The following is a 24,538-nucleotide window of genomic DNA, read 5'->3' as shown; positions in this document are numbered from 1 at the left end:
GGCGGGGGGCGTCACCGGGCGGTCTCGGATTCCGGGGTGAGGAGGTCCGCGATGTCCAGGACGTGGTAGCCGCGCATCGACGGCAGGCAGCTGCCGCGGACCGGGCCGATGGCCTTGGCCCAGTCCTCGGGGATCGCGGCGACGCCCGACAGGGCGCCGGAGAGGGCGCCCGCCACCGCCGCCGTGGTGTCCGCGTCCCGGCCCATGTTGACCGCCGTCAGGACCGAGGAGACGAAGTCCCCGCCGCAGGCGGCGAAGGCGCCGAAGGCCAGGCCGACCGCCTCCGGGGCCAGGTCGGTCCAGGGGTAGCCGCCGATCACCACCGCGGAACGCACGGCCCGTTCGCCGCGCGGGGCCGCCGTCACCGCCCGGCGCAGGGAGCGGGCCGTCCAGGAGTCGGACGGGATCACGGACAGGGCCGCCGAGATGACGGAGGCGGGCGAGCCGCCCGCCATGGCCGCCGCGACACCGGCCGCGACCGCCTGGCCGCCGTAGATGCCCTCCCCGTCGTGGCTGACCGAGCCGTCGATGGCGACGAGCCGCGCCGCTTCCGCGGGGCGGCCGGCCGCGAAGACGCCGAAGGGGGCAGCCCGCATCGCCAGTCCGTCCGACCAGGCGTGCCGGTGCTGGGCGGAGATGGGGGCGGCGAGGCCCCGGCGGAGGTTCTCCAGCGTGCCGCGCTCGCTGAAGCCCGCCCCGCGGAAGGGCCCCTCGTCGAGGTCGGCGATCCAGTGGTGCCAGGCCCGCTCGACGTGGGAGACGGTCAGCGCCGACCCGTGGCGGGCCAGCAGCAGCCCCGAGAAGATCGCGTACTCGGTGTCGTCGGTGCCCGCCGGGTCCTCCGAGACGAAGCCCTCGATGCGGCCCCATTTCGCCCGGATCTCGGACGGCTTCATGTTCTCCGCGGGGGCGCCGAGCGCGTCGCCCGTGGCGAGGCCCAGAAGAGCGCCCCTGGCCCGTTCGAGGAGGACCTGCGGATTGCATGCAATCAGCTTCATCGGCTCCATGGCGCGCCTCTCCCACTGTGGATGGGGCTCATCATGAGCCCTTGGGGGATTTGTGCCATGGCATGTGGTTTGTCGCTTGCCGCGAAACACCCCGCCCACGCCCCCGTCACCCGGTCGCCGACCCGTGAAACCCCAGGTAAGTACGGCCTTCCTTGCTGGCGGACGAAGGAAATCGTGCGTAGTTTCGAGGTGTTCCGGGGGAGTGGGTGCCTGCGTGTCGCGCATGGCGTGGTTCCGCGTACCCGCTCGTACAAAAGGGGAGGAATCCGTCATGTCCCTCATCGACATCGAAGCACCGCTGCACACCGCGCACCGCGACAACCACACCCACCGCGACGTCAACGGCGGATGGCTGCGACCGGCCGTTTTCGGCGCGATGGACGGGCTCGTCTCCAACCTCGCGCTGATGACCGGCGTGGCCGGCGGCGCCGTCGCCCCGCAGACCATCGTGATCACCGGGCTGGCGGGCCTCGCGGCCGGAGCCTTCTCGATGGCGGCCGGCGAGTACACCTCCGTCGCCTCGCAGCGCGAGCTGGTCCTCGCCGAACTTGACATAGAGCGGGCGCAGTTGCGAAAGCACCCCGTCGACGAGATGGAGGAGCTGGCCGAGCTGTACGTCTCGCGCGGGGTCGAGCCCTCGCTCGCCCGCGAGGTCGCCATGCAGCTGTCCCGGGACCCCGAGCAGGCGCTGGAGATCCACGCCCGCGAGGAGCTCGGGATCGACCCCGACGACCTGCCGTCGCCGATGGTCGCCGCGGTCTCCTCCTTCGGCTCCTTCGCACTGGGCGCGCTGCTTCCCGTGCTGCCGTACCTGCTCGGCGCCACTTCCCTGTGGCCGGCGGTGCTGCTCGCGCTGGCCGGGCTCTTCGCCTGCGGCGCGGTCGTCTCCCGGGTCACCGCGCGGAGCTGGTGGTACAGCGGCCTGCGGCAGCTGCTGCTGGGCGGCGCGGCCGCGGGTGTGACGTACGTCCTGGGAACCTGGATCGGCGGAGCCGTAGGCTGACCGCGCAAGCAGTGAGACACTATGCAGCCCGTGGCATAAGTAGTCCGTTACTCGGCGGTTTCGATCCCGTATCCGCCGGGCATCAGACCAGGGCGCCGCGCGCCGGGCAACGATGCCCGCCCCGCGGCGAAGTCTTCACTTTCTGCTTCGTGCGGTGTCCGCATGGTGAAACGACATATCCGCTTCTCGGGATTGCAGTCATCATGTAACCTGCACGAAATTTCGCAGAGGGCCAACGTCGTCCCTCGGCTATGACACATATGCCGCTACGACGACGGGAGAGCCGATGCGTTCCGCATCCACGCACTCCGCGACCGGCCTCAGCACCAACGCCTGGTCGCCCATGGACGGTCGCCCCGCCCCCCAGGGCATGTACGACCCGCGCAACGAGCGCGACGCCTGCGGCGTCGGCTTTGTGGCCAACCTCAGCGGCGAGGCCAGCCACACGCTGGTCGAGCAGGCGCTGACCGTATTGCGGAACCTCGAGCACCGAGGCGCCACCGGATCCGAGCCCGACTCGGGCGACGGCGCCGGAATCCTCTCCCAGGTCCCCGACGCGTTCCTGCGCGAGGTGGCCGGATTCGAGCTCCCCGAGGCCGGCGCGTACGCCGTCGGCATCGCCTTCCTCCCCGCCGACGGCACCGCACAGGCCGTCGCCGTGGAGCGGATCGAGGCCATCGCCGCCGAGGAGAACCTGACGGTCCTCGGCTGGCGCGAGGTCCCGGTCACCCCCGACCTGCTCGGCAACGGCGCCCGCGCCACCATGCCGGCCTTCTCCCAGATCTTCGTCGCCGGGGGCACCTCCCAGGCCGAAGGCTCCGGGGGAGGCGAGAGCACGGGCATCGCGCTCGACCGCAAGGCGTTCGTGCTGCGCAAGCGCGCCGAGCGCGAGGCCGGCGTGTACTTCCCGTCGCTCTCCGCGCGCACCATCGTCTACAAGGGCATGCTGACCACCGGCCAGCTGGAGCCCTTCTTCCCGGACCTGTCCGACCGCCGCTTCGCCTCGACGCTGGCCCTGGTCCACTCGCGGTTCTCGACCAACACCTTCCCGTCCTGGCCGCTGGCCCACCCGTACCGCTTCGTCGCGCACAACGGCGAGATCAACACGGTCAAGGGCAACCGCAACTGGATGAAGGCCCGCGAGTCCCAGCTGGCCTCCGACGTCTTCGGCGACGGAGCCCTGGAGCGGATCTTCCCGATCTGCACCCCGGACGCCTCCGACTCGGCCTCCTTCGACGAGGTCCTGGAGCTCCTGCACCTCGGCGGCCGCTCGCTGCCCCACGCGGTGCTGATGATGATCCCGGAGGCGTGGGAGAACCACACCTCCATGGACCCGGCCCGCCGCGCGTTCTACCAGTACCACTCCACGCTGATGGAGCCCTGGGACGGCCCGGCCTGCGTCACCTTCACCGACGGCACCCAGGTCGGCGCGGTCCTCGACCGCAACGGTCTGCGCCCCGGCCGCTACTGGGTCACCGACGACGGCCTCGTCGTCCTCTCCTCCGAGGTCGGCGTCCTCGACATCGACCCGGCCAAGGTCGTCCGCAAGGGCCGCCTCCAGCCCGGCAAGATGTTCCTCGTCGACACCGCCCAGAAGCGGATCATCGAGGACGACGAGATCAAGGCCGGTCTGGCCGCCGCCGCGCCCTACGCGGACTGGCTGGAGTCCGGCGAGATCGAGCTGACGGACCTGCCCGAGCGCGAGCACATCGTCCACACCCACGCCTCGGTCACCCGCCGCCAGCAGACCTTCGGCTACACCGAGGAAGAGCTGCGCGTCATCCTCGCGCCGATGGCCCGCACCGGCGGCGAACCGCTCGGCTCCATGGGCACGGACTCCCCGATCGCGGCCCTGTCCGAGCGCCCCCGGCTGCTCTTCGACTACTTCACGCAGCTCTTCGCGCAGGTCACCAACCCGCCGCTGGACGCCATCCGCGAGGAGCTCGTCACCTCGCTGCTGTCCTCGCTGGGCCCGCAGGGCAACCTGCTGGACCCGACCGCCGCGTCCTGCCGCAGCGTCACCCTGCCCTTCCCGGTGATCGACAACGACGAGCTGGCCAAGCTCATCCACGTCAACGCCGACGGCGACATGCCGGGCATGAAGGCCGCCACCCTCTCGGGCCTCTACCGGGTCTCCGGCGGCGGCGAGGCCCTGGCCGCCCGCCTGGAGGAGATCCGCGGCGAGGTCGACGCGGCCATCGCCAACGGCGCCCACCTCATCGTCCTCTCGGACCGCCACTCGGACGCCGAGCACGCGCCGATCCCCTCGCTGCTGCTCACCTCCGCCGTGCACCACCACCTCATCGCCACCAAGCAGCGCACCCAGGTGGGCCTGCTGGTCGAGGCCGGCGACGTCCGCGAGGTCCACCACGTCGCGCTGCTCATCGGCTACGGCGCCGCCGCCGTGAACCCGTACCTCGCCATGGAGTCCGTCGAGGACCTGCTGCGCGCCGGTACGTTCCTGTCCGGCCTGGAGCCGGAGCAGGCCATCAAGAACCTGATCTACGCGCTCGGCAAGGGCGTCCTGAAGGTCATGTCCAAGATGGGCATCTCCACCGTCGCCTCCTACCGCGGCGCCCAGGTCTTCGAGGCCGTCGGCCTGAACGAGGAGTTCGTCGGGGCGTACTTCCAGGGCACCGCCACCAAGATCGGCGGCGCGGGCCTGGACGTCATCGCCAAGGAGGTGGCCGCGCGCCACGCCAAGGCGTACCCGGCCTCCGGCATCGCGGCCACGCACCGCGCGCTGGAGATCGGCGGCGAGTACCAGTGGCGCCGCGAGGGCGAGCCGCACCTGTTCGACCCGGAGACGGTCTTCCGCCTCCAGCACGCCACCCGCAACCGCCGGTACGACATCTTCAAGAAGTACACGGACCGGGTGAACGAGCAGTCCGAGCGCCTCATGACGCTCCGCGGGCTCTTCGGCTTCAAGACCGAGGACCGGCCCTCGATCTCCATCGACGAGGTCGAGTCGGTCGCCGACATCGTCAAGCGCTTCTCCACCGGCGCCATGTCGTACGGCTCCATCTCCCGCGAGGCGCACGAGACCCTCGCCATCGCCATGAACCAGCTGGGCGGCAAGTCCAACACCGGTGAGGGCGGCGAGGACCCGGACCGCCTGTACGACCCGGCGCGGCGCTCGTCGATCAAGCAGGTCGCCTCCGGCCGCTTCGGCGTGACCAGCGAGTACCTGGTCAACGCGGACGACATCCAGATCAAGATGGCGCAGGGCGCCAAGCCCGGCGAGGGCGGCCAGCTGCCCGGCCACAAGGTCTACCCGTGGGTCGCCAAGACCCGGCACTCCACCCCGGGCGTCGGCCTGATCTCCCCGCCGCCGCATCACGACATCTACTCCATCGAGGACCTGGCTCAGCTGATCCACGACCTCAAGAACGCCAACCCGGCCGCCCGCATCCACGTGAAGCTGGTGTCCGAGGTCGGTGTCGGCACCGTCGCCGCGGGTGTCTCCAAGGCCCACGCGGACGTCGTCCTCATCTCCGGCCACGACGGCGGTACGGGCGCCTCCCCGCTCACCTCGCTCAAGCACGCGGGCGGCCCCTGGGAGCTCGGCCTCGCCGAGACCCAGCAGACCCTGCTGCTCAACGGGTTGCGCGACCGCATCGTCGTCCAGACCGACGGCCAGCTCAAGACCGGCCGCGACGTGGTCATCGCCGCGCTGCTCGGCGCCGAGGAGTTCGGCTTCGCGACCGCGCCGCTCGTCGTCTCCGGCTGCGTCATGATGCGCGTCTGCCACCTGGACACCTGCCCGGTCGGCATCGCCACGCAGAACCCGGTCCTGCGCGACCGCTTCTCCGGCAAGCCCGAGTTCGTCGTGAACTTCTTCGAGTTCATCGCCGAGGAGGTCCGCGAGATCCTGGCCGAGCTGGGCTTCCGTACGATCGAGGAGGCCGTCGGCCACGCCGAGCTCCTCGACACCAGCAAGGCCGTCACGCACTGGAAGGCGCAGGGCCTCGACCTGGAGCCCCTCTTCCACGTGCCGGCGCTGCCCGAGGGCGCGGTCCGCCACGCCCTGATCGAGCAGGACCACGGTCTGGAGAAGGCCCTCGACAACGAGCTGATCAAGCTCGCGGCCGACGCGCTGAACGCCGAGACCGCCGAGGCCGCGCAGCCGGTCCGCGCGCAGGTCGCCATACGGAACATCAACCGGACCGTCGGCACCATGCTCGGCCACGAGGTCACCAAGAAGTTCGGCGGTGCGGGCCTGCCCGACAACACCATCGACCTGACCTTCACGGGCAGCGCCGGCCAGTCCTTCGGCGCCTTCCTGCCGCGCGGCGTGACGCTGCGCCTGGAGGGCGACGCCAACGACTACGTCGGCAAGGGCCTGTCGGGCGGCCGGGTCGTGGTCCGCCCGGACCGCGGCGCCGACCACCTCGCCGAGTACTCGACGATCGCCGGCAACACCATCGGCTACGGAGCCACCGGCGGCGAGATGTTCCTGCGCGGCCGCACCGGCGAGCGCTTCTGCGTCCGCAACTCCGGCGCCCTGGTCGTCTCGGAGGGCGTGGGCGACCACGGCTGCGAGTACATGACCGGCGGCACGGCCGTCGTCCTCGGCGAGACGGGCCGCAACTTCGCGGCCGGCATGTCGGGCGGTGTCGCGTACGTCATCGACCTCGACCCGCACAACGTCAACGTCGGCAACACCGGGGCGGTCGAGACCGCCCTGTCCGACACCGACAAGCAGTGGCTGCACGATGTGGTGCGCCGCCACGAGGAGGAGACCGGCTCGACCGTGGCCGCGAAGCTCCTGGCTGACTGGGACGCCGCGGCGGCCCGCTTCAGCAAGATCATCCCGACCACGTACAAGGCAGTGCTCGCCGCCAAGGACGCCGCTGAGCTGGCCGGACTCTCCGAGTCCGAGACCACGGAGAAGATGATGGAGGCGGCGACCCATGGCTGACCCGAAGGGCTTCCTCACCACCCCGCGCGAGACCGCCTGTTCCCGTCCGGTCGCCGACCGGCTGAAGGACTGGAACGAGGTCTACGTCCCGGGCTCGCTGCTCCCGATCATCAGCAAGCAGGCCGGCCGCTGCATGGACTGCGGCATCCCGTTCTGCCACAACGGGTGCCCGCTCGGGAACCTGATCCCGGAGTGGAACGACTTCGCGTACCGCGAGGACTGGTCGGCGGCGTCGGAGCGGCTGCACGCCACGAACAACTTCCCGGAGTTCACCGGGCGGCTGTGCCCGGCTCCCTGCGAGTCGGCGTGCGTGCTCGGCATCAACCAGCCGGCCGTCACGATCAAGAACGTCGAAGTCTCGATCATCGACAAGGCGTGGGACAACGGCAACGTCACCCCGCAGCCGCCGGAGCGGCTGTCGGGCAAGACGGCCGCCGTCATCGGATCGGGCCCGGCCGGTCTGGCCGCGGCCCAGCAGCTGACCCGGGCCGGGCACACCGTGGTGGTGTACGAGCGCGCGGACCGCATCGGCGGCCTGCTGCGGTACGGCATCCCCGAGTTCAAGATGGAGAAGGTGCACATCAACCGGCGCATCGAGCAGATGCGCGCGGAGGGCACCAAGTTCCGTACGGGCGTGGAGATCGGCCGCGACCTGGACGCCGTACAGCTGCGCAAGCGGTTCGACGCGGTCGTCATCGCGGCGGGCGCCACCGTCTCCCGCGACCTGCCGGTCCCCGGGCGCGAGCTGCGCGGGATCCACTTCGCGATGGAGTACCTCCCCCTCGCGAACAAGGTCCAGGAGGGCGACTTCGTGGCGCCCCCCATCACGGCCGAGGGCAAGCACGTGGTCGTCATCGGCGGCGGCGACACGGGCGCGGACTGCGTGGGCACGGCCCACCGCCAGGGAGCGCTGTCGGTGACGCAGCTGGAGATCATGCCGCGCCCGTCGGAGGACCGGCCCGCGGCCCAGCCGTGGCCGACCTTCCCGATGCTCTACAAGGTCACCTCGGCGCACGAGGAGGGCGGCGAGCGGATCTACTCCGTCTCCACCACCCACTTCGAGGGCGACGAGGACGGCAACGTCCAGTCGCTGCACCTGGTCGAGGTGGAGTTCAAGGACGGCAAGCTGGAGCAGAAGCCGGGCACCGAGCGGGTCCTCCCGGCCCAGCTGGTCACCCTGGCGATGGGCTTCACCGGCACCGACCAGGCCAACGGGCTGGTGTCCCAGTTCGGCCTGGAGCTGGACGAACGCGGCAACGTGGCGCGCGACGCGTCGTACGCGACCAACGTGGACGGCGTCTTCGTGGCCGGCGACGCCGGCCGCGGCCAGTCGCTGATCGTCTGGGCGATCGCGGAGGGCCGCTCGGCGGCCCGAGGCGTGGACCGCTACCTGACGGGCACCAGCGCCCTCCCGTACCCCGTCAAGCCGACGGACCGCTCCCTGATGGTGTAACCACCATCCCCGCCCTCCGGCTCCAGGCCGGCGGCGCGGGGGCCCGTGCCACCGGTAGTGCCCCTCCCTTCGGGGAGGACCCCTCATACGGTCCGTACAACGGTGTGCGGAACTCTGACACAGCGCCCGCCATGGCTCCTTCCGGACGCCGTGCTCGCGCCGCTCGGCCGCTGGCGGCCTCCCGGGCTTCGCCCGGCTGCGCCGGCCTCCGACCGGCGGCGCGGGGGCCCGTGCCACCGGTAGTGCCCCTCCCTTCGGGGAGGACCCCTCATACGGTCCGTACAACGGTGTGCGGAACTCTGACACAGCGCCCGCCATGTCCCCGACCAGGGATGGCGGGCGCTGTGGCGTTGTGTAGCCATTTCGATGCGTTCCGTTGAACCGGCCTCGCCGCGAGGACTACGCTCTTTCGCAGAGCGAGGGCACTGCGGAAGCGGGGAGTTGGCTCATGGCCAAGCCGAACGGCGAGGGTGGCGCGCAGACGCCGGACGAGTTCGCCCGTGAGGAACTGCGGGGGAGCGCGAGGCGGCGGGGCTGACTCAGGAAGGGCTGGGCGAGCGGATCTTCGCCACGGGGTCGTACGTCGGGATGATGGAGAGCGGGCAGCGCCGACTACGCCCCGAGATCGCCAAGTTGATCGACAGGGAGCTCAACACCGGGGACTACTTCTTCCGCCTGGCCAAGGCCTTCAAGTCCAAGCACATCGAGTACTTCGCTGCCGTGGCCGAATTGGAGTGTGCAGCAACCGCCACGTTCGACTACGCATGCACGCTTGTTCCGGGGCTGCTCCAGACGGAGGACTACGCCCGGGCCGTGATCCGGGCCGCGAGCCCAACCGCGCTCGCCGAGCGTGTCGAAGCGCTGGTAGCGGCTCGCATCGAACGCGCCCGGCTCCTCGTCGATCCTGAGTCCCCCGAGATGTGGGCCGTCCTGCACGAGTCGGTGCTGCGGACGGTGGTCGGAGGTCCTGCTGTGATGGCTGCTCAGTTGCGGCACATCACATCGTACGTGCGGGCCCATCGGGTCACTGTGCAGGTGGTGCCGTTCTCGGCCGGTGCCCATGGGGCGCTGAATTCGCTCGTGCGCATCTTGCAGTTCGCAGACGCGCCCGACGTGGCCTATACGGAAGGTCCCCACGCGGGGCAGTTGCTCGATTATCCGGCGCTGGTTCAGCGGTACTGGAGGTCATACGATCTTGCCAGGGCCGCTGCGCTGTCGCCGGAGGTGTCCCTGACCCTGATCGAGTCGGTGGCGGAGGAGTACGCGACATGCGCGCAGACGTGAACAGCCTGTCCTGGCGGAAGTCCTCGTACAGCAATGGAGAGGGCGGCGACTGTGTCGCGGTCTCCGACGACCTCCCCGGTTTCATCCCCGTCCGCGACAGCAAGTTGGCCGGCACCGGCCCCGTCCTCGTGTTCCCGGCCGTCGTGTGGTCCTCGTTCATCCTGGACGTGAAGTCTCAGGCCTGACCAGTGTCACGGCGCCCGCCGTGTCCCCGGCCGGGGACACGGCGGGCGCCGTGGCGTGTGCGGGCTACTCGGGCTGGGTGACCGTGGCGCCCCAGTGGGTGGACGGGGTCGAGGCGGTCACCCAGGCTCCGAAGCCGCCCTGGAGGCCCGTGCCGAGGGGGACGGTGACCCGGGCCGGGTCGGTCTCGGGGCAGTCGACCGTGAAGGGGGCCGGGTCGCGGTCCGGGTGGTTGTCGAGGTGGAAGGCCACCTCGATGGTGCCGCCGCCCGCGCAGCCGAACGTGATGAACGTGTCCAGGTGCGGGGAGAGGCCGCCCGAGACGAAGCCGCTGGAGCCGGCCTGGTCGGCGATCCAGATCAGGCCGTCGGGGCCCGGGTAGCCGATGATCTCGTCATTCGGTGCGGCCTGGGCAGGGCTCGCCGCCAGGGTCAGGGCGAGTGCCGGAGCCAGGGCCGCCAGGGCGGTCGTGCGCTTCTTCATGTCGTCCCCCAGGTTGTCGTGTCGTTCGTTCGCCGGGCAGTCGCGACGCTATCCAGCGCCACTGACATCCGCCTGAGTACGCGTACTCACCCGCACTGACGGGCCCGGGTCCGCTTCACTCGTGCAGGTGACGCACGGAGACGGGCACGGCGGGGGCGGGGTGGGCCGGACGGGCCAACTGCGGTCGAGGCGAGCGCAGTTCACGGGGGGTGGAGTCTGGTAACCATCTGGATCATGGCTCCCATCCGAACCCTGCTGAGCGGCCTGCTCGGCGCCGCCGCCCTGTTGGTTCCCGTCCATCCCTCCACCGCCGCCGATGACGGCCGGATCGTCGAGTACCGCGGGATGCGGGTCACCGTGCCCGGGGAGTGGCGGGTCGTCGACCTGGAGCGCGACCCCGACGCCTGTCTGCGGTTGGACCTGCCGACCCTGTACCTCGGGCACGCCGGCACGCAGGGCGAGTGCACCGGGCGGGCCGTGCGGCAGCGGGCCGACACCCTGCATCTGGAGCCGCTCGAAGGCGCCCCCGAGCGGGCCGACATCCCCACTCTGAAGGTCGACGGGGCCGGGGGCATCCCCGAGGCGGCGGGGGACAGCCACGAGGTGCGCTACGCCCTGCGCGGGGCCGGAGTCATGGCCACCGTCTCGTACGGGGACACGTCCGAAGCGGTACGGGACGTGCTCGCGCGGGCCGGCGGCAGGGCCGGCCGCGGCGGCTCCGCCGATCCCGTGTCCGCCGTCGCCGGTCCGAAGCCCGTACGGGTCCAGCAGTCCCTCACCGGCGCCGGCTTCGACACCTGTACCGCCCCGACCCAGGGCGCCATGGACGGCTGGCGCTCCGCGTCCCCCTTCGGCGCCGTCGGCATCTACATCGGAGGCCGGGCCCGGGCCTGCGCCCAGCCCCGGCTCACCGCCGGCTGGGTCCGGCGGCAGGCCGAGGCGGGCTGGCACCTGATGCCGCTCTGGGTCGGCCCGCAGCCCTGGAACAACCCGGCCACCGGCCTGTCCACCGACCCCTCCCGGGCGAACCAGGAGGGCATCGAGGCCGCCGAGGGCGCCGTCGACGCGGCCCGCTCCCTGGGCCTGGCCGAGGGCACGGTGCTCTACAACGACCTGGAGAACTACACGGACCGCACCACCTGGGACCCGCCGGTCGTCGCGTACCTCACCGCCTGGACGGTCCGCCTGCACGAGCTCGGCTACCGGGCCGGCGCCTACGTGGCCGCGAGCTCCGGGGCCAAGGCCCTGAACGAGCACCACGACCAGGCCCCGGAAGCCATGCCCGACGTGCTGTGGGTCGCCGTCTGGAACGGCAGGGCCTCGGTCGCCGACGCCGACACGGGCCTGCCCGTCGGCACGCACCGGTGGGCCGGCCGCCGCCGCGCCCACCAGTACCGCGGCGACCACGACGCCACGTACGCGCGCGTCACCCTCACCATCGACCGCAGCTGGGTGGACGTGGACCCGACCCGCCTCGGCGCGCTCCCGGGCACGCCCCTCTAGGGGGCGGTCGGGGTTCCCTCGCCGGGATCCTCGCGGGGCGGTTCGTCGTCGTTGCCCCGGCGGAGGGTGTGGAGGCCGCGGGTCGGGGTCCAGGTGCGGACCACCAGGTCGTCGCCGTCGATGCCGGTGTGGACCACCTCCGTCAGGTCCGCGTGGAAGAGGTGGAAGGGGTGCGGGGTCTCCGTCTCCTCCGCGTAGCGGTGCAGCTCGGGCGGGTCCAGCAGCTCGATCGCGCGCCCGGAGATCCGTACGTCCCCGTCCGGCATCTCCTCGCCCGCGCCGGGGTTGGTGTGCAGGGCGAAGCGCGGGTCGCGCTGCAGGTCCTTGGCCTTCATCGAGCCCGGCATCATCCCGAGCCACAGCTCGCCGCCTCGGATGTCGACATTCAGCCCGGTCAGCCGCGGGGAGCCGTCCCTGCGGAGCGTACCGAGGACGTGGTGCGGGTACTGCGCGAAGCGGGCCCGGACGATCGCCGCGAATTCCGGCTCCTGGTTCTCGAACGCTGCCCAGTTGTGCGTGGTCGTCATACGTCCATCAAAGCGCCTGCTCAGGTGCGTACGACGCCCGCCGCGCGGGCCGCCTCCAGCCAGGAGGGGAACTCCATGACCAGGCGGTCGAACAGCACCGGGTCCGGGACCTCCCGCGGGTCCGGGCCGGCGTGGAAGTAGCCCGCGTTGTCCACCACCCGCCGCTCCGGCACGGGCAGTTCGTCCAGCCGCCGCAGGAAGTCGAACTGCGAGCTGTGCGTCTGGCCGAAGCCGACGAACTGCCAGAACAGCGGCAGCCGGGCCGCCTTGCACAGGTACCTCTCCGCCGCGGGCTTGTTGATCGGACCGCCGTCCGTCTGGAAGACGACCAGCGCCGGATCCGCCGCCCCCGTGTCCAGGTAGTGGTCGATCACCGCCTCCATCGCCGCTTCGTACGAGGTCTTGCCCATGTGGCCCAGGCGTGAGGCGATCTCGGCGATCCGCCCCCGGTGCGCGGCGAGGGCTATCTCCTCGACCGCGTCGACCTCGGTCGAGAAGAACACCGCCGGTACGCGGCCGTCGTCGTCGAGGTGGGCCGAGAGGCTCAGGACCCGGTCGGCGAAGGCCTGGACCGTGCCGTCCCGGTAGTACGGGCGCATCGACCCCGAGTGGTCCAGGACCAGGTACACCGCGGCGCGCACGCCCTCCAGGCCGTGCTTGCGCAGCGAGATCCCGGCGCTCTTGTAGAGGCTCACGAGCGCCGGAGCGGTCGCTTCCATCGTTCGGAGGTCGATCGCGCTGCCCGTCATGGCCCGAGGGTACGTCAGCCACCGGCCTCCGCGGCCGTGTTCCGCCCGGCCCGCGATGCCCCTCGAGCCTTCCCTTCCTTCCTCTGCACATGACTGATAGGGGTATTTCTCTTAGGCATGTCGAGGGGGTGGGCGGGTGGTCTCGCTGGACGGGAAGGTCGTCGTCATCACGGGCGCCGGACGGGGGCAGGGCGCGGCCGGCGCCCGGCTGTGCGCGGAGGCCGGAGCGCGCGTGGTCGTCACCGACGTACGGGAGGAGGAGGGCCGGGCGATCGCGTCCGCGCTGGGGGACCAAGGGCTGTACGTACGGCACGACGTGGCGGAAGCGGACGGCTGGGCCGAGGTGGTGCGGGAGGCCGTACGGGCCTTCGGCACGATATCGGCGCTGGTCAACAACGCTGCGCTGTGGCGCACGGCCCACGTGGAGCGGCAGCGGCCGGAGGAGTTCGAGGCGCTGCTGCGGGTGAACCTGCTGGGGCCGTTCCTGGGCATTCAGGCGGTGGCTCCGGTGCTCCGCGCGGCCGGGGGCGGCTCGATCGTGAACATCTCCTCCACGGCCGGGCTGGTCGGCATCCCGGGCCACGCGGCGTACGGGTCCACCAAGTTCGGGCTGCGCGGGCTGACCCGGTCGGCGGCGCTGGACCTGGCGGGGGACCGGATCCGGGTCAACTCGGTGCATCCGGGGGCGATCGACACCCCGATGGTGGCGGAGGTCGCCGGGCAGGACTGGTCGCACGTGCCGCTGGGGCGGATGGGGCGGCCGGAGGAGGTCGGGGAGCTGGTGCTGTTCCTGTGCTCGGACGCCTCCTCGTACGTGACGGGGACGGAGTTCGCGGTGGACGGGGGGATGACGGCGCGATGAGCGAGCCGGCGGTGAGCGACGCGCTGTCCCCCGCGGCCCGGGCGCTGTGCGACGCGATGACGGCGGCGTTCCCGGGGCCCGGGGACGTGACGGCCCTGCGGGCGGCGGCGGTCGGCGGCCGGTCGGCGGGACCGGAGGTGGCCTCGGTCCGCGACGGCGAGGCCGGCGGGGTCCCGGTCCGGGTCTACGACCCCGCACCCGGCTCCACGGGCCGGCCGCTGGTGGTGTTCTTCCACGGCGGCGGCTGGGTGATGTGCGGGCTCGCCACGCACGACGCGACGTGCCGGTCGCTGGCCGCGGGGTCGGGCGCGGTGGTGGTCTCCGCGGACTACCGCCTGGCCCCCGAACACCCCTGGCCGGCGGCCCCGGACGACGCGCTGACCGTACTGCTGTGGGCGCGGTCGCGGGCCGCCGCGCTGGGCTGCGATCCGGGCCGGGTCGTGGTCGCGGGGGACTCCAGCGGGGGCAACCTGGCGGCCGTGACCGCGCTGCGGGCACCGGAATCGGTGGCGGGCCAGCTGCTGGTGTACCCGCCGCTGGACGCGGCCATGGCGACGCGGTCCACCGGCACGTACGGCGAGGGCCACTTCCACACCGCCGCCCACATGGCCTGGTACTGGGAGCAGTACGGCGGCGATCCCGCGCACCCGCACGTCTCGCCGCTGCGCGCCCCCGACCTGTCGGGCCTGCCGCGCACGCTGCTGGTGCTGGCGGACTGCGATCCGCTGCGGGACGAGGGGCTCGCGTACGCGCGCCGGCTGGGCGCGGCGGGGGTGGACTGCGCGGTCCACCTCCATCCCGGGGTCTTCCACGGCTTCCTGGGCCTCCCGCTCCCGGCCGGCCGGACGGCCCTGGCGGCCGCCGCGGCCTGGCTGCGGGCCACGGGACAGGGGCGGGGCAGGGCGTACTCCGGCGGCGCGGGCCCGGGCTCCGCGGGGGAGGAGGGAAGCCGGAGCGGGGGGAGGAGGGAAGCCGGAGCGGGGGGAGGAAGGAAGCCGGAACGGGCATGATGTGCTCATGTCGATGTTGCTCCGCAACCTGCTCGTCCTGGCAGTGGAGTTCGGCGCCGCGCTGCTGCTGCGCGAGCCGGGCGCCCCGTGGATCCCGGTGCTGCTGGCCGTGTTCGTCGTCGGCTCGGGCGTCCTGCACGGCACCGACGCCGAGTTCACACCCCGCTTCCTCGTCGCACTGGTCGCGGTGGGCGTCGCCGAACTGGGCAGCCGGGCCTGGGCCTCGCCCGACGCCCTCCCGACGGCCGGAACGGGCACCGCGATCCTGCTCGCCGTCCAGCTGCTGATCCTGGTCCGCTACTCCCTGCGGCGCCCCCGCCGCCGCCCCGCCTGAGCGAAACCCGCTGGTCGGGAGGGTGTTGCCGGGTCTAGGGTCGGGCCTCATGTCCACGACGCCCCCGAAGAAGAACGCGAGCGCTGCCACGACCACGGCCACCACCACGCTGTGGCGCCCGACGGGCCCGGTCGAGCTCGACCTCGTCCGCGCCCTCGACTGGCGGGCCTGGCCGCCGCGCCTGCCCGAGCAGCCGATCTTCTACCCCGTCCTCAACGAGGACTACGCGATCCGCATCGCCCGCGACTGGAACGTCAAGCACAGCGGCGTCGGCTTCGTGACGCGCTTCGAGGTCGACACCGCGTTCCTGGCCCGCTACCCGGTCCGGCAGGCGGGCGGGGAGACGATCCTGGAGCTGTGGGTCCCGGCCGAGGAGCTGGACGAGTTCAACGCGCACATCGTGGGCCGGATCGAGGTCGTCCGCGAGTTCCGCTGAGCCGGGCGCCGGGCGCCGGGCGGGGGCAGGCCCGGCGCCGATCCGGCGCCGGAGCGGTCCCCGCGGCCTGGCCCGGGGTGCCGTGATCGAAAACAATGGCCCCATGACGCCCTCGCCCCGCACCCGCGCCCGGTCCTTCGACTCCGCCGCCGCGCTGTACTCGGCGAACCGGCCCGGATACCCCGGGGAGCTGTTCGACGCCCTCGAAGCGCTCGCCGGGCGCGGGCTGCGCGGAGCCAGGGTGGCCGACGTGGGGGCCGGGACCGGGATCGCCACCGGGCTGCTGCGCGCCCGCGGGGCGGACGTCGTCGCCGTCGAACCCGGCGACGGGATGGCCGCCGAGTTCCGCCGGGCGAACCCCGGGATCCCGCTCGTGCGCGGGGACGGCGACCGGCTGCCCCTCGTCACCGCCGGGTTCGACTTCCTCACCTACGCCCAGGCCTGGCACTGGACCGACCCCGCCCGCTCGGTCCCCGAGGCCCGCCGCGTGCTCCGCCCCGGCGGGGCGCTCGCGCTCTGGTGGAACGACATGGACCCCGCGGTCCCCTGGATCGCCGAGCAGGACGAGCGGATCCGGACCCTGTTCGAGGCCGACGAGCCCGCCACCCGCCGCGCCCTGCCGCCCGAGCCGGAGTTCACCACGCGCGAGATCCGCTGGTCACGCCGGATCCCGCTCGAGGTCCACCTCGCCAACCACGCCAGCCACTCCGCCTTCCTGATGCTCGGTCCGGCGGGCACGCGGCGGTTCCTCGACGCGGAGCGGACCCGGCTGACCGCCCTGTTCCCGGACGGGACGGTGGAGGAGCGCTACGTCGTCAGCCTCGCCGTGGCCGTCCTCTGAGGCGGCGGGGCCCGGACGAAACCCCGCCGCCGGACGCGACCCCGCCGCCCCGCTACCGTCCGCGCTCCCGGAGCACCGCCGCCCGGCACACCGAGGGCGAGCCCCACGCGTCACGCAGCGGCCGCGCCTTGCGCAGCCACAGGGAGAGGTCGAGCTCCTCGGTGTAGCCGACGGCCCCGTGGAGCCGCAGCGCCGTCATGGCCGCCGCGTACGCCGCCTCGCCCGCCGCCAGCTTCGCCGCCGCGACCTCCCACGGCGCCAGGCCCAGCGCCGCCGCCCACACCAGCGGCCGGGCGAACTCCAGGGCCAGGAGCGTGTCCGCCAGCCGGTGCTTCACCGCCTGGAAGCCGCCGATCGGCGTCCCGAACTGCGTGCGCTGCTTCACGTACCCCACCGTGCTCGCCAGCAGGGCCTCGCCCAGTCCCAGGCACTGCGCCGCCGTCAGCAGCCGCGCCCAGCCCAGGGCCGTCCGCGCCGCCGCCGACACCCGGGGCCCGGCGGCCAGCGGCTCCCCGTCCGGCGCGGGCCGCGACAGCCGGCGTGCCGGGTCCGTGGACTCCAGCGCTTCCCCCGGGCCGCCCGCCAGCCGCAGCTCGCCCGCCGCCGAGACCGTGAAGCAGTACGCCGCCGCGTCCGCGTCCAGGGCGTACGGGCCCCCGTCCGGCAGGGTCAGCGTGGCCAGGGCCTCGCCGGCCACCAGCCCCGGCAGGAAGCGCTTCGCCGGCCCCTCCTCCCCGAGCCGCGCGAGCTCCGACAGCAGCACGGCCGCCGCGGCCGTCTCCACCACCGGCCCCGGCACCCCCGCCCGCCCCAGCTCCACGAAGCCCAGCGCCAGCTCCACCGGCAGGGGGCCCACGCCGTCGTACGCCTCGTCCGCCGCGAGCGCGAACAGGCCCGTCCGCGCGAGCCGCGACCACAGCGCCCGCCCCGGTGCGTGGTCCCCGGCGCCCCAGGCCCGTACGGCGGCCGGGACCTCCGAGGCGCCGAGCAGGCCGTGCAGGGTGCGGGCGAAGTCCGACTGTTCGCCGGTCGGCAGGAAGCGCATCAGCGGCGGCCCTTCGGGAGGCCGAGCAGGCGCTCGGCGATGATGTCGCGCTGGATCTCGTTCGTGCCCGCGTAGATCGGCCCGGCCAGCGAGAAGATCCAGGGCTCCGCCCACGCGCCCTGCGCCAGCTCCGCGTCCGGGCCCAGCAGGTCCAGCGCGGTCTCGTGCAGCGCGATGTCGTACTCCGACCAGAACACCTTGTTCAGGCTGGACTCGGCGCCGATCCGCGTGCCCTCCGCGAACCGCGAGGCGGCGGCCCAGGTGAACAGCTCGTACGCGCGCGCCCCGACCACCGCGTCCGCCACCCGGTCCCGCACCGCGGTGTCCGCCGGATCCCCCTCGGCCCGCCACAGCGCGTGCAGCCGGTCCGCCGCCGCCAGGAACCGCCCCGGCGAGCGCAGCGTCAGCCCGCGCTCGTTGCCCGTCGTCGACATGGCGATGCGCCACCCCTGCCCCGGCTCGCCGATCACGTCCGCGTCCGGTACGAAGACCTCGTCGAGGAAGAGCTCCGCGAAGGCGGGCTTCCCGTCCAGTCGGCCGATGGGCCGTACCGTCACCCCCGGCGCCCGCAGGTCGAACATCAGGTACGTCAGCCCCTGGTGCGGCTTCCCGGCCGCGGGATCCGTGCGGAAGATGCCGAAGGCCCGGTCCGCGAAGGCCGCCCGCGAGGACCAGGTCTTCTGCCCCGACAGCAGCCATCCGCCCCCGGTCCGCACCGCCCGCGACTTCAGCGAGGCCAGGTCGGAGCCCGACTCCGGCTCCGACCAGGCCTGCGCCCAGATCACCTCGCCGCTCGCCATCGGCGGCAGCACCCGCGCCCGCTGTTCGGCGCTGCCGTGGTCGAAGAGGGTCGGTGCGAGCAGGCTGATGCCGTTCTGCGAGACCCGGCCGGGGGCGCCCGCCGCCCAGTACTCCTCCTCGAAGACCAGCCACCGCTCGATGTCCACGCCCCGGCCCCCGTACTCGGCCGGCCAGGACACCGCCGACCAGCGGTCCGCGTGCAGCCGGGCCTCCCAGGCGCGGTGCGCCGCGAAGCCCTCCGCCGTCTCCAGGGAGGGGAGGGGGGAGTCCGGCACGTGCTCGGCGAGCCAGGCGCGGGCCTCGGCCCGGAAGGCCGCCACCCCCGGTGCATGGGTCAGGTCCATCAGCTGTCCGCCTCCGTCGTACGGGCCCGCTCGACACTTCCCTAACAAGTGTTTGGTAGGTTAACGTACGGCCATGAGCGTGAACACCCCCAACGCCCCCGACTACGTGCCGGGACACGGGCTGCTCCAAGGCCGCACGGCCGTCATCACCGCCGCCGCCGGAGCCGGGATCGGCGGGGCCACCGCCCGCCGCTTCCTGGAGGAGGGCGCCCGCATCGTCATCGGCGACGCGCACGCCCGCCGCCTGAAGGAGACGGAACAGGCCCTCACCGCCGAGTTCGGCGCCGGCCGCGTCACCTCCCTGCCCTGCGACGTCACCGACGAGGACCAGGTCGGGGCCCTGTTCGCGCTCGCCGAACAGACCCACGGCGGCCTGGACCTCGTCGTCAACAACGCCGGCCTCGGCGGCACCGCCGCCCTCGTCGACATGACCGACGAACAGTGGGGCAAGGTCCTCGACGTCACCCTGAACGGCACGTTCCGCTGTACCCGCGCCGCCCTGCGCTCCTTCAAGGCCTCCGGCCGGGGCGGGGTCGTCGTCAACAACGCCTCCGTCGTCGGCTGGCGCGCCCAGAGCGGCCAGGCCCACTACGCCGCCGCCAAGGCCGGGGTGATGGCGCTGACCCGCTGCGCCGCGCTGGAGGCGGCCGAGTTCGGCGTACGGGTCAACGCGGTCGCCCCGAGCCTGGCCATGCACCCGCACCTGGTGAAGGTCACCAGCGCGGAACTGCTGACCGAGCTGACGGCCCGCGAGGCCTTCGGCCGGTACGCCGAGCCCTGGGAGGTCGCCAACGTCATCGTGTTCCTGGCCAGCGGCTACTCGTCGTACATGACGGGCGAGACCGTCTCGGTCAGCAGCCAGCGCGCCTAGGCCCAGAATGGGCCCGTGCCAACGAACAAGCCGACAGCCAAGAAGAAGCCCCAGGTGAGCGCCTCGCCCGAGCGCCGTCGCGAGCTCCTCGACACCGCCGCCGAGGTCTTCGCCGCGCAGGGCTACAACGCCACCACCGTCCGCAAGATCGCCGACGCCGCCGGCATGCTCGCCGGCAGCCTCTACTACCACTTCGATTCCAAGGAATCGATGCTCGACGAGATCCTCTCGGCCTTCCTGAACGAGCTGTGGCAGGGCTACGACACCGTCCTCGCCGCGGGCCTCGGCCCCCGGGAGACCATCGAGGCCCTCGTCACCGAGTCCTTCCGGGAGATCGACCGGCACCGCGCCGCCGTCGCGATCTACCAGAAGGAATCCCGGCACCTGTCCGCGCAGCCCCGCTTCCACTACCTCTCCGACTCGCAGCAGAAGTTCGAGAAGGCCTGGCTGGGGACGCTGGAGCGCGGGGTCGCCGCCAAGGTCTTCCGGGCCGACCTCGACATCCGCCTCACCTACCGCTTCGTCCGCGACACGGTGTGGGTCGCGGCCTCCTGGTACCGGCCGGGAGGACAGCACAGCCCCGAGGAGATCGCCCGCCAGTACCTGTCGATGGTGCTGGACGGGATCGCCGTACGCAGCTGACCCCCGAAGGAGCACCCGCCATGCCCGAGGCCTACATAGTCGATGCCGTACGCACCCCCGTGGGCCGGCGCGGAGGGGGCCTGTCGGGCGTCCACCCGGCCGACCTGGGCGCGCACGTCCTGAAGGCGCTGGTGGAGCGCTCCGGGGTGGACCCGGGCGCCGTCGAGGACGTGGTCTTCGGCTGCCTGGACACGGTGGGCCCGCAGGCGGGGGACATCGCGCGCACGGCCTGGCTGGCGGCGGGGCTGCCGGAGGAGGTGCCGGGGGTCACCGTCGACCGCCAGTGCGGCTCCTCGCAGCAGGCCGTCCACTTCGCGGCGCAGGGCGTGCTCTCGGGGACCCAGGACCTGGTCGTCGCGGGCGGCACCCAGAACATGTCGATGATCCCGATCGCCTTCGCCTCGCGGCAGGCGGCGGAGCCGCTCGGCCTCACGCAGGGCCCGTACGCGGGCAGCGAGGGCTGGCGGGCCCGGTACGGGGACGCGCCGGTGAACCAGTTCCACGGCGCGCAGCTGATCGCGCGGAAGTGGGGGATCTCGCGCCGCGACATGGAGGAGTTCGCGCTCCGCTCGCACCGGCGGGCGATCAGGGCCGTCGACGAGGGCCGCTTCGCCCGCGAGACGGTGGCGTACGGGGACGTACGCGTCGACGAGGGACCGCGCCGGGACACCACCCTGGAGAAGATGGCGGGGCTGAGGCCGGTGGTCGAGGGCGGCACGATCACCGCGGCCGTCTCCTCGCAGGTCTCCGACGGCGCGGCGGCGATGCTGATCGCCTCCGAGCGGGCGGTGGCGGAGCACGGCCTGCGGCCGCGGGCCCGCATCCACCACCTGTCCGTACGGGGCGAGGACCCGATCCGGATGCTCTCGGCCCCGATCCCGGCCACGGCGTACGCCCTGAAGAAGACCGGCATGTCGCTGGCGGACATCGACCTGGTGGAGATCAACGAGGCCTTCGCCCCCGTGGTCCTGGCCTGGCTGAAGGAGACGGGCGCCGACCCCGAACGGGTGAACGTCAACGGCGGGGCCATCGCATTGGGCCATCCGCTGGGCGCCACGGGGGTGAAGCTGATGACCACCCTGCTCCACGAACTGGAGCGCACGGGCGGCCGTTTCGGCCTCCAGACCATGTGCGAGGGCGGCGGCCAGGCCAACGTCACGATCATCGAGCGCCTGTAGGGAGCCCTCCGCCGCCCCCTTCCGCCGGCTCCTCTTCGCCCGCGTGTCTAGGGCAGCAGCGCGAAGCCGAGGAGAACGGCGGCGTCCACCCGGACCGATCCCGGGGACAGGGCGCCGTCGGACTCCGGGTCCCCGCCCGTGCGCCGGCCGTGGCTGCGCATGTTCATCGACTCCGGGTCCACGTCCTGGATGTGGACCACCGCCCCCAGTCGGACCCCGCAGGCCTCGGCGTAGACCTCGGCCTTGCGGCGGGCGGCCCCGACGGCCCGGCGCCGCGCCTCGTCGCGCATCGCCGGCTTGTCCTCCACCTCGAAGCGCACGTCGTCGACGTGGTTCGCGCCCGCCGTGACCACGTCGTCGATCAGCAGCTCCAGCCGGTCGAGCGAGGACGTCCGCACGGTGTACTTCGCCACGCAGCCGTAGCCCTTGAAGACCCGGTCCGCGCCGTAGCCGTCGTACGCAGAGGTCAGGCGCAGTCGGGAGCCGGAGACGGCGGAGTCGGGTATGCCGTGCTCCCGCAGGGCGGCGCGCAGGCCCGCCACCGCCGCGCCCGCGGTGGCGAAGGCCTCCTTGGGCGTCGGGGCGAGGACGTCCACGGCCAGGTCGATCTCGGCGAAACGGGGTTCCGCGCTCACACTGCCGGCGCCGAGCACACTGAGCCCCCAGGGCTCTCTGATGGCTGTCATCCGCGCAGTGAATCAAGATCCATCCCCCTGCGCCAGGGGCGTTCGCGCGGGCGCGCGCAGGTGTACCGGGGGTGGTTGCAGCACCTCCCGGCCGAGGTGTGCTAGCTTTGGGTGCGTTGCAGTTGTGGTACCCATGAACTTTATGTGCGCCTGACGGGAATGTTCCTCAGGCGCTTTTATTGTTTTGCCGGACTCTCCGGATGGGGCCCTTTGCCGCCTATTCAGGAGATTCAAAATGGCACTTGGCACCGTGAAGTGGTTCAACTCGGAAAAGGGCTTCGGCTTCATCGAGCAGGACGGCGGCGGCCCGGACGTCTTCGCCCACTACTCGAACATCGCCACCCAGGGCTTCCGTGAGCTCCAGGAGGGCCAGCGCGTGTCCTTCGACGTCACCCAGGGTCAGAAGGGCCCCCAGGCGGAGAACATCGTTCCCGCCTAATTCCTTCAGCATGCCGGGGTCCGCGCCGCGAGGTGCGGGCCCCGGCTTGTCTGCTGTATCGCACCTTTGTTTTACCTTGCCGGTTTCAGGAGGGCTTTCTCGCATGACCAGCTCCAGCTCCGCACGACCCAGCCGCCGCCCCACCCGGGGCCGAGGTGCGGCTCAGGGACGTCCGAAGGCTGGCGCGGGACGGCAGAAGTCCGCCCCCGTCGCCCGGCCCCAAGAATTCACCATGCCCGAACCGCTGACCCCGGCCCTGCCGCCGGTCCCCGCGTTCGCGGACATGGGCATGCCCGAGGCGCTGCTGAAGACCCTCGCAGCCCAGGGCGTCACCGAGCCGTTCCCGATCCAGGCCGCGACGCTGCCGAACTCGCTCGCCGGCCGTGACCTGCTTGGCCGCGGCCGTACCGGCTCCGGCAAGACGCTGGCCTTCGGCCTGGCGCTGCTGGCCCGCACCGCCGGCCGCCGCGCGCAGCCGAAGCAGCCGCTCGCGCTGGTCCTCGTACCGACCCGCGAGCTCGCGCAGCAGGTGACCGACGCCCTGGCCCCCTACGCCACGGCCGTCAACCTGCGCATCGCGACCGTCGTCGGCGGCATGTCGATCAACCGGCAGTCCGGGGCCCTGCGCCGCGGCGCCGAGGTGCTCGTCGCCACCCCCGGCCGTCTGAAGGACCTCATCGACCGCGGTGACGCCGACCTCTCGCAGGTCTCGATCACGGTCCTCGACGAGGCCGACCAGATGACCGACATGGGCTTCATGCCGCAGGTCACCGCGCTGCTCAAGCAGGTCGAGCCCGAGGGCCAGACCATGCTGTTCTCGGCGACCCTCGACAAGAACATCGACAAGCTCGTCAAGATGTTCCTGCACGACCCGGTCGCCTTCTCCGTCGACCCGTCCGCCGGCGCGGTCAGCACGATGGAGCACCACGTCCTGTACGTCATGGACGAGACCGACAAGAAGGCCGTGGCCACGCGCATAGCCGCTCGCGACGGCCGGGTGATCATGTTCGTGGACACCAAGCGCGGTGTCGACCGCCTGGTCAAGAAGCTCCAGGCGGACGGCGTCCGCGCCTCCGGCCTGCACGGCGGCCGCTCGCAGCCGCAGCGCAACCGGACCCTGGACTGGTTCAAGACCGGCGAGGTCACCGCGCTGATCGCCACCAACGTGGCCGCCCGCGGCATCCACATCGACGACCTCGACCTGGTCGTCAACATCGACCCGCCGACCGACCACAAGGACTACCTGCACCGCGGCGGCCGTACCGCCCGCGCCGGCGAGTCCGGCAGCGTGGTCACCCTGGTGCTGCCCGACCAGAAGCGGGACATGTCCCGTCTGATGTCGGACGCCGGGATCTCCCCGCGCACCGCGCAGATCAAGTCCTCCGACGAGGAGCTGTCCCGGCTCACCGGCGCCAAGGAGCCCTCGGGCATCCCCGTGGTGCTGGAGGTGCCGCAGCAGCCGGCTCCCGCCGGCCGGCGCTCGGGCGGCCAGGGCGGCGGCAGCGGCCGTTCCGCGAACCCGCGCCGTCGTTCCGGCGGCTCCTCCGCCGCGCAGGGCGGCGCGGCCGCGACCGGTGGCGGCGAGGGCCGTCCGCGTCGGGCCCGCTCCGCCGCGGGCCAGGGCGGCGGCGGCCAGAGCGGTGCGCGCGGCCAGGGCGGCCAGGGCGGTTCCCGCGGTCAGGGCGTCGGCGCCGGCCAGGGCGGCGCCCGCCGTCGCTCCGGTGGCGGGCGTCCCGCGGCGGGGCGCACGAGCTCCTGACACACGCTGACGAGTGGTCCCGTACGCCGGGCGGCGCGAGGTGCGCCGCCCGGCGTACTGCTGTCCGGACACCCCCTGGGGCGTGTCGTCAAAGTCCCTTCTGGCCGGCGGGGTCCGGCACGCGCGCTCGCCGCGTTGTCGTCGGTCGACGACGCGAGCGTCGCCTCTCTCCTCCGC

At 72.7% G+C, this 24,538-nt stretch carries 23 protein-coding genes; 16 read left to right on the top strand and 7 right to left on the bottom strand.

Going from position 1 to position 24,538, the window contains the following annotated elements:
* Nucleotides 1-11: 11 nt before the first annotated feature.
* The gene (locus tag ACFYZS_RS39195) at nt 12-998 is read right to left on the bottom strand and encodes an ADP-ribosylglycohydrolase family protein (protein ID WP_389024004.1); all 987 of its coding nucleotides are present in this window, start codon (nt 996-998) and stop codon (nt 12-14) included.
* A 280-nt stretch (nt 999-1,278) separates the two neighbouring features.
* Here ACFYZS_RS39195 and ACFYZS_RS39190 point away from each other — a divergent pair, with 280 nt between their 5' ends.
* The 5 genes from ACFYZS_RS39190 (at nt 1,279) to ACFYZS_RS39170 (ending at nt 9,853) form a co-directional block, all read left to right on the top strand.
* Nucleotides 1,279-2,010 (top strand): VIT1/CCC1 transporter family protein, encoded by a 732-nt coding sequence (locus ACFYZS_RS39190; RefSeq protein WP_389024001.1) that lies wholly within the window; start codon nt 1,279-1,281, stop codon nt 2,008-2,010.
* 286 nt (nt 2,011-2,296) lie between these two features.
* Entirely contained in the window at nt 2,297-6,931 is a 4,635-nt protein-coding gene (gene gltB, locus ACFYZS_RS39185) for a glutamate synthase large subunit (protein WP_389023998.1), read from the top strand.
* Nucleotides 6,924-8,384 carry a glutamate synthase subunit beta gene (locus ACFYZS_RS39180; RefSeq protein WP_389023995.1) on the top strand — a complete coding sequence of 487 codons (1,461 nt, stop codon included), beginning with the start codon at nt 6,924-6,926 and terminating at the stop codon, nt 8,382-8,384. The genes gltB and ACFYZS_RS39180 overlap by 8 nt, the downstream gene beginning before the upstream one ends.
* 588 nt (nt 8,385-8,972) lie before the next feature.
* Nucleotides 8,973-9,668, top strand: coding sequence for a DUF5753 domain-containing protein (locus ACFYZS_RS39175; protein ID WP_389023992.1), 696 nt, complete (start codon nt 8,973-8,975; stop codon nt 9,666-9,668).
* Complete coding sequence (locus tag ACFYZS_RS39170) at nt 9,653-9,853, top strand: DUF397 domain-containing protein (RefSeq protein ID WP_389023990.1); 201 nt, start codon at nt 9,653-9,655, stop codon at nt 9,851-9,853. The genes ACFYZS_RS39175 and ACFYZS_RS39170 overlap by 16 nt, the downstream gene beginning before the upstream one ends.
* A 64-nt stretch (nt 9,854-9,917) precedes the next feature.
* On the opposite strand, the gene ACFYZS_RS39165 is transcribed toward ACFYZS_RS39170, so the two are convergent.
* On the bottom strand, nt 9,918-10,334 hold the full coding sequence (locus ACFYZS_RS39165) for a hypothetical protein (RefSeq protein ID WP_389023988.1): 417 nt from the start codon (nt 10,332-10,334) through the stop codon (nt 9,918-9,920).
* 234 nt (nt 10,335-10,568) lie between these two features.
* Here ACFYZS_RS39165 and ACFYZS_RS39160 point away from each other — a divergent pair, with 234 nt between their 5' ends.
* Nucleotides 10,569-11,837: a DUF1906 domain-containing protein gene (locus ACFYZS_RS39160; RefSeq protein ID WP_389023985.1), complete on the top strand. Its 1,269-nt coding sequence runs from the start codon at nt 10,569-10,571 to the stop codon at nt 11,835-11,837.
* Here the strand turns inward: ACFYZS_RS39160 and ACFYZS_RS39155 are convergent.
* Both ACFYZS_RS39155 and ACFYZS_RS39150 read right to left on the bottom strand, forming a co-directional pair.
* Entirely contained in the window at nt 11,834-12,364 is a 531-nt protein-coding gene (locus ACFYZS_RS39155) for a pyridoxamine 5'-phosphate oxidase family protein (protein ID WP_389023982.1), read from the bottom strand. The genes ACFYZS_RS39160 and ACFYZS_RS39155 overlap by 4 nt on opposite strands.
* Before the next feature lie 20 nt (nt 12,365-12,384).
* Nucleotides 12,385-13,113, bottom strand: a complete 729-nt coding sequence (locus tag ACFYZS_RS39150) for a VWA domain-containing protein (RefSeq protein ID WP_389023979.1) — start codon at nt 13,111-13,113, stop codon at nt 12,385-12,387.
* Nucleotides 13,114-13,249: 136 nt separating this feature from the next.
* On the opposite strand from ACFYZS_RS39150, the gene ACFYZS_RS39145 reads away from it, so the two are divergent.
* The 5 genes from ACFYZS_RS39145 (at nt 13,250) to ACFYZS_RS39125 (ending at nt 16,596) form a co-directional block, all read left to right on the top strand.
* The gene (locus ACFYZS_RS39145) at nt 13,250-13,975 is read left to right on the top strand and encodes a glucose 1-dehydrogenase (protein WP_389023976.1); all 726 of its coding nucleotides are present in this window, start codon (nt 13,250-13,252) and stop codon (nt 13,973-13,975) included.
* Nucleotides 13,972-14,985: an alpha/beta hydrolase gene (locus ACFYZS_RS39140; protein ID WP_389023973.1), complete on the top strand. Its 1,014-nt coding sequence runs from the start codon at nt 13,972-13,974 to the stop codon at nt 14,983-14,985. The genes ACFYZS_RS39145 and ACFYZS_RS39140 overlap by 4 nt, the downstream gene beginning before the upstream one ends.
* Nucleotides 14,986-14,992: 7 nt before the next feature.
* Entirely contained in the window at nt 14,993-15,319 is a 327-nt protein-coding gene (locus ACFYZS_RS39135; protein ID WP_389023970.1) for a hypothetical protein, read from the top strand.
* Between the two features lie 49 nt (nt 15,320-15,368).
* Nucleotides 15,369-15,755, top strand: a complete 387-nt coding sequence (locus ACFYZS_RS39130; RefSeq protein WP_389023967.1) for a hypothetical protein — start codon at nt 15,369-15,371, stop codon at nt 15,753-15,755.
* 103 nt (nt 15,756-15,858) lie between these two features.
* Nucleotides 15,859-16,596 (top strand): class I SAM-dependent methyltransferase, encoded by a 738-nt coding sequence (locus ACFYZS_RS39125; RefSeq protein ID WP_389023964.1) that lies wholly within the window; start codon nt 15,859-15,861, stop codon nt 16,594-16,596.
* Between the two features lie 52 nt (nt 16,597-16,648).
* Here the strand turns inward: ACFYZS_RS39125 and ACFYZS_RS39120 are convergent, their stop codons facing one another.
* Both ACFYZS_RS39120 and ACFYZS_RS39115 read right to left on the bottom strand, forming a co-directional pair.
* On the bottom strand, nt 16,649-17,641 hold the full coding sequence (locus ACFYZS_RS39120; protein ID WP_389023962.1) for an acyl-CoA dehydrogenase family protein: 993 nt from the start codon (nt 17,639-17,641) through the stop codon (nt 16,649-16,651).
* Nucleotides 17,641-18,786, bottom strand: coding sequence for an acyl-CoA dehydrogenase family protein (locus ACFYZS_RS39115; protein WP_389023959.1), 1,146 nt, complete (start codon nt 18,784-18,786; stop codon nt 17,641-17,643). The genes ACFYZS_RS39120 and ACFYZS_RS39115 overlap by 1 nt, the downstream gene beginning before the upstream one ends.
* A gap of 73 nt (nt 18,787-18,859) precedes the next feature.
* Here ACFYZS_RS39115 and ACFYZS_RS39110 point away from each other — a divergent pair, with 73 nt between their 5' ends.
* From ACFYZS_RS39110 to ACFYZS_RS39100, 3 genes are read left to right on the top strand one after another with little or no spacing between them, the layout of a single operon-like run.
* Nucleotides 18,860-19,657, top strand: coding sequence for an SDR family oxidoreductase (locus ACFYZS_RS39110; RefSeq protein WP_389023956.1), 798 nt, complete (start codon nt 18,860-18,862; stop codon nt 19,655-19,657).
* Nucleotides 19,658-19,672: 15 nt separating this feature from the next.
* Nucleotides 19,673-20,299 (top strand): TetR/AcrR family transcriptional regulator, encoded by a 627-nt coding sequence (locus ACFYZS_RS39105; RefSeq protein WP_389023953.1) that lies wholly within the window; start codon nt 19,673-19,675, stop codon nt 20,297-20,299.
* 20 nt (nt 20,300-20,319) lie between these two features.
* Nucleotides 20,320-21,477 carry an acetyl-CoA C-acetyltransferase gene (locus ACFYZS_RS39100; protein ID WP_389023951.1) on the top strand — a complete coding sequence of 386 codons (1,158 nt, stop codon included), beginning with the start codon at nt 20,320-20,322 and terminating at the stop codon, nt 21,475-21,477.
* Between the two features lie 47 nt (nt 21,478-21,524).
* Here ACFYZS_RS39100 and ACFYZS_RS39095 read toward each other — a convergent pair whose 3' ends face one another.
* A complete protein-coding gene (locus ACFYZS_RS39095) occupies nt 21,525-22,163 on the bottom strand; it encodes an SIMPL domain-containing protein (RefSeq protein WP_389023948.1) in 639 nt (212 codons plus the stop codon).
* Nucleotides 22,164-22,398: 235 nt separating this feature from the next.
* Between ACFYZS_RS39095 and ACFYZS_RS39090 the strand changes: the two genes are divergently transcribed.
* Both ACFYZS_RS39090 and ACFYZS_RS39085 read left to right on the top strand, forming a co-directional pair.
* A complete protein-coding gene (locus ACFYZS_RS39090; protein ID WP_052872633.1) occupies nt 22,399-22,602 on the top strand; it encodes a cold-shock protein in 204 nt (67 codons plus the stop codon).
* 103 nt (nt 22,603-22,705) lie between these two features.
* The gene (locus ACFYZS_RS39085; RefSeq protein WP_389023944.1) at nt 22,706-24,361 is read left to right on the top strand and encodes a DEAD/DEAH box helicase; all 1,656 of its coding nucleotides are present in this window, start codon (nt 22,706-22,708) and stop codon (nt 24,359-24,361) included.
* Nucleotides 24,362-24,538: the final 177 nt, after the last annotated feature.

Origin of the sequence: Streptomyces sp. NPDC001903, from assembly GCF_042891345.1 — a bacterium.
Classification (GTDB): domain Bacteria; phylum Actinomycetota; class Actinomycetes; order Streptomycetales; family Streptomycetaceae; genus Streptomyces.
This window is presented reverse-complemented; position numbering and strand designations above follow the sequence as displayed.

What these genes read in the sequence shown, in the direction of transcription:
- ACFYZS_RS39195 (WP_389024004.1), bottom strand. Translation starts at nt 998, where the DNA reads ATGAAGCTGATTGCATGCAATCCGCAGGTCCTCCTCGAACGGGCCAGG.
- ACFYZS_RS39190 (WP_389024001.1), top strand. Translation starts at nt 1,279, where the DNA reads ATGTCCCTCATCGACATCGAAGCACCGCTGCACACCGCGCACCGCGAC.
- gltB (WP_389023998.1), top strand. Translation starts at nt 2,297, where the DNA reads ATGCGTTCCGCATCCACGCACTCCGCGACCGGCCTCAGCACCAACGCC.
- ACFYZS_RS39180 (WP_389023995.1), top strand. Translation starts at nt 6,924, where the DNA reads ATGGCTGACCCGAAGGGCTTCCTCACCACCCCGCGCGAGACCGCCTGT.
- ACFYZS_RS39175 (WP_389023992.1), top strand. Translation starts at nt 8,973, where the DNA reads ATGATGGAGAGCGGGCAGCGCCGACTACGCCCCGAGATCGCCAAGTTG.
- ACFYZS_RS39170 (WP_389023990.1), top strand. Translation starts at nt 9,653, where the DNA reads ATGCGCGCAGACGTGAACAGCCTGTCCTGGCGGAAGTCCTCGTACAGC.
- ACFYZS_RS39165 (WP_389023988.1), bottom strand. Translation starts at nt 10,334, where the DNA reads ATGAAGAAGCGCACGACCGCCCTGGCGGCCCTGGCTCCGGCACTCGCC.
- ACFYZS_RS39160 (WP_389023985.1), top strand. Translation starts at nt 10,569, where the DNA reads ATGGCTCCCATCCGAACCCTGCTGAGCGGCCTGCTCGGCGCCGCCGCC.
- ACFYZS_RS39155 (WP_389023982.1), bottom strand. Translation starts at nt 12,364, where the DNA reads ATGACGACCACGCACAACTGGGCAGCGTTCGAGAACCAGGAGCCGGAA.
- ACFYZS_RS39150 (WP_389023979.1), bottom strand. Translation starts at nt 13,113, where the DNA reads ATGACGGGCAGCGCGATCGACCTCCGAACGATGGAAGCGACCGCTCCG.
- ACFYZS_RS39140 (WP_389023973.1), top strand. Translation starts at nt 13,972, where the DNA reads ATGAGCGAGCCGGCGGTGAGCGACGCGCTGTCCCCCGCGGCCCGGGCG.
- ACFYZS_RS39135 (WP_389023970.1), top strand. Translation starts at nt 14,993, where the DNA reads ATGTCGATGTTGCTCCGCAACCTGCTCGTCCTGGCAGTGGAGTTCGGC.
- ACFYZS_RS39130 (WP_389023967.1), top strand. Translation starts at nt 15,369, where the DNA reads ATGTCCACGACGCCCCCGAAGAAGAACGCGAGCGCTGCCACGACCACG.
- ACFYZS_RS39125 (WP_389023964.1), top strand. Translation starts at nt 15,859, where the DNA reads ATGACGCCCTCGCCCCGCACCCGCGCCCGGTCCTTCGACTCCGCCGCC.
- ACFYZS_RS39120 (WP_389023962.1), bottom strand. Translation starts at nt 17,641, where the DNA reads ATGCGCTTCCTGCCGACCGGCGAACAGTCGGACTTCGCCCGCACCCTG.
- ACFYZS_RS39115 (WP_389023959.1), bottom strand. Translation starts at nt 18,786, where the DNA reads ATGGACCTGACCCATGCACCGGGGGTGGCGGCCTTCCGGGCCGAGGCC.
- ACFYZS_RS39110 (WP_389023956.1), top strand. Translation starts at nt 18,860, where the DNA reads ATGAGCGTGAACACCCCCAACGCCCCCGACTACGTGCCGGGACACGGG.
- ACFYZS_RS39100 (WP_389023951.1), top strand. Translation starts at nt 20,320, where the DNA reads ATGCCCGAGGCCTACATAGTCGATGCCGTACGCACCCCCGTGGGCCGG.
- ACFYZS_RS39095 (WP_389023948.1), bottom strand. Translation starts at nt 22,163, where the DNA reads ATGACAGCCATCAGAGAGCCCTGGGGGCTCAGTGTGCTCGGCGCCGGC.
- ACFYZS_RS39090 (WP_052872633.1), top strand. Translation starts at nt 22,399, where the DNA reads ATGGCACTTGGCACCGTGAAGTGGTTCAACTCGGAAAAGGGCTTCGGC.
- ACFYZS_RS39085 (WP_389023944.1), top strand. Translation starts at nt 22,706, where the DNA reads ATGACCAGCTCCAGCTCCGCACGACCCAGCCGCCGCCCCACCCGGGGC.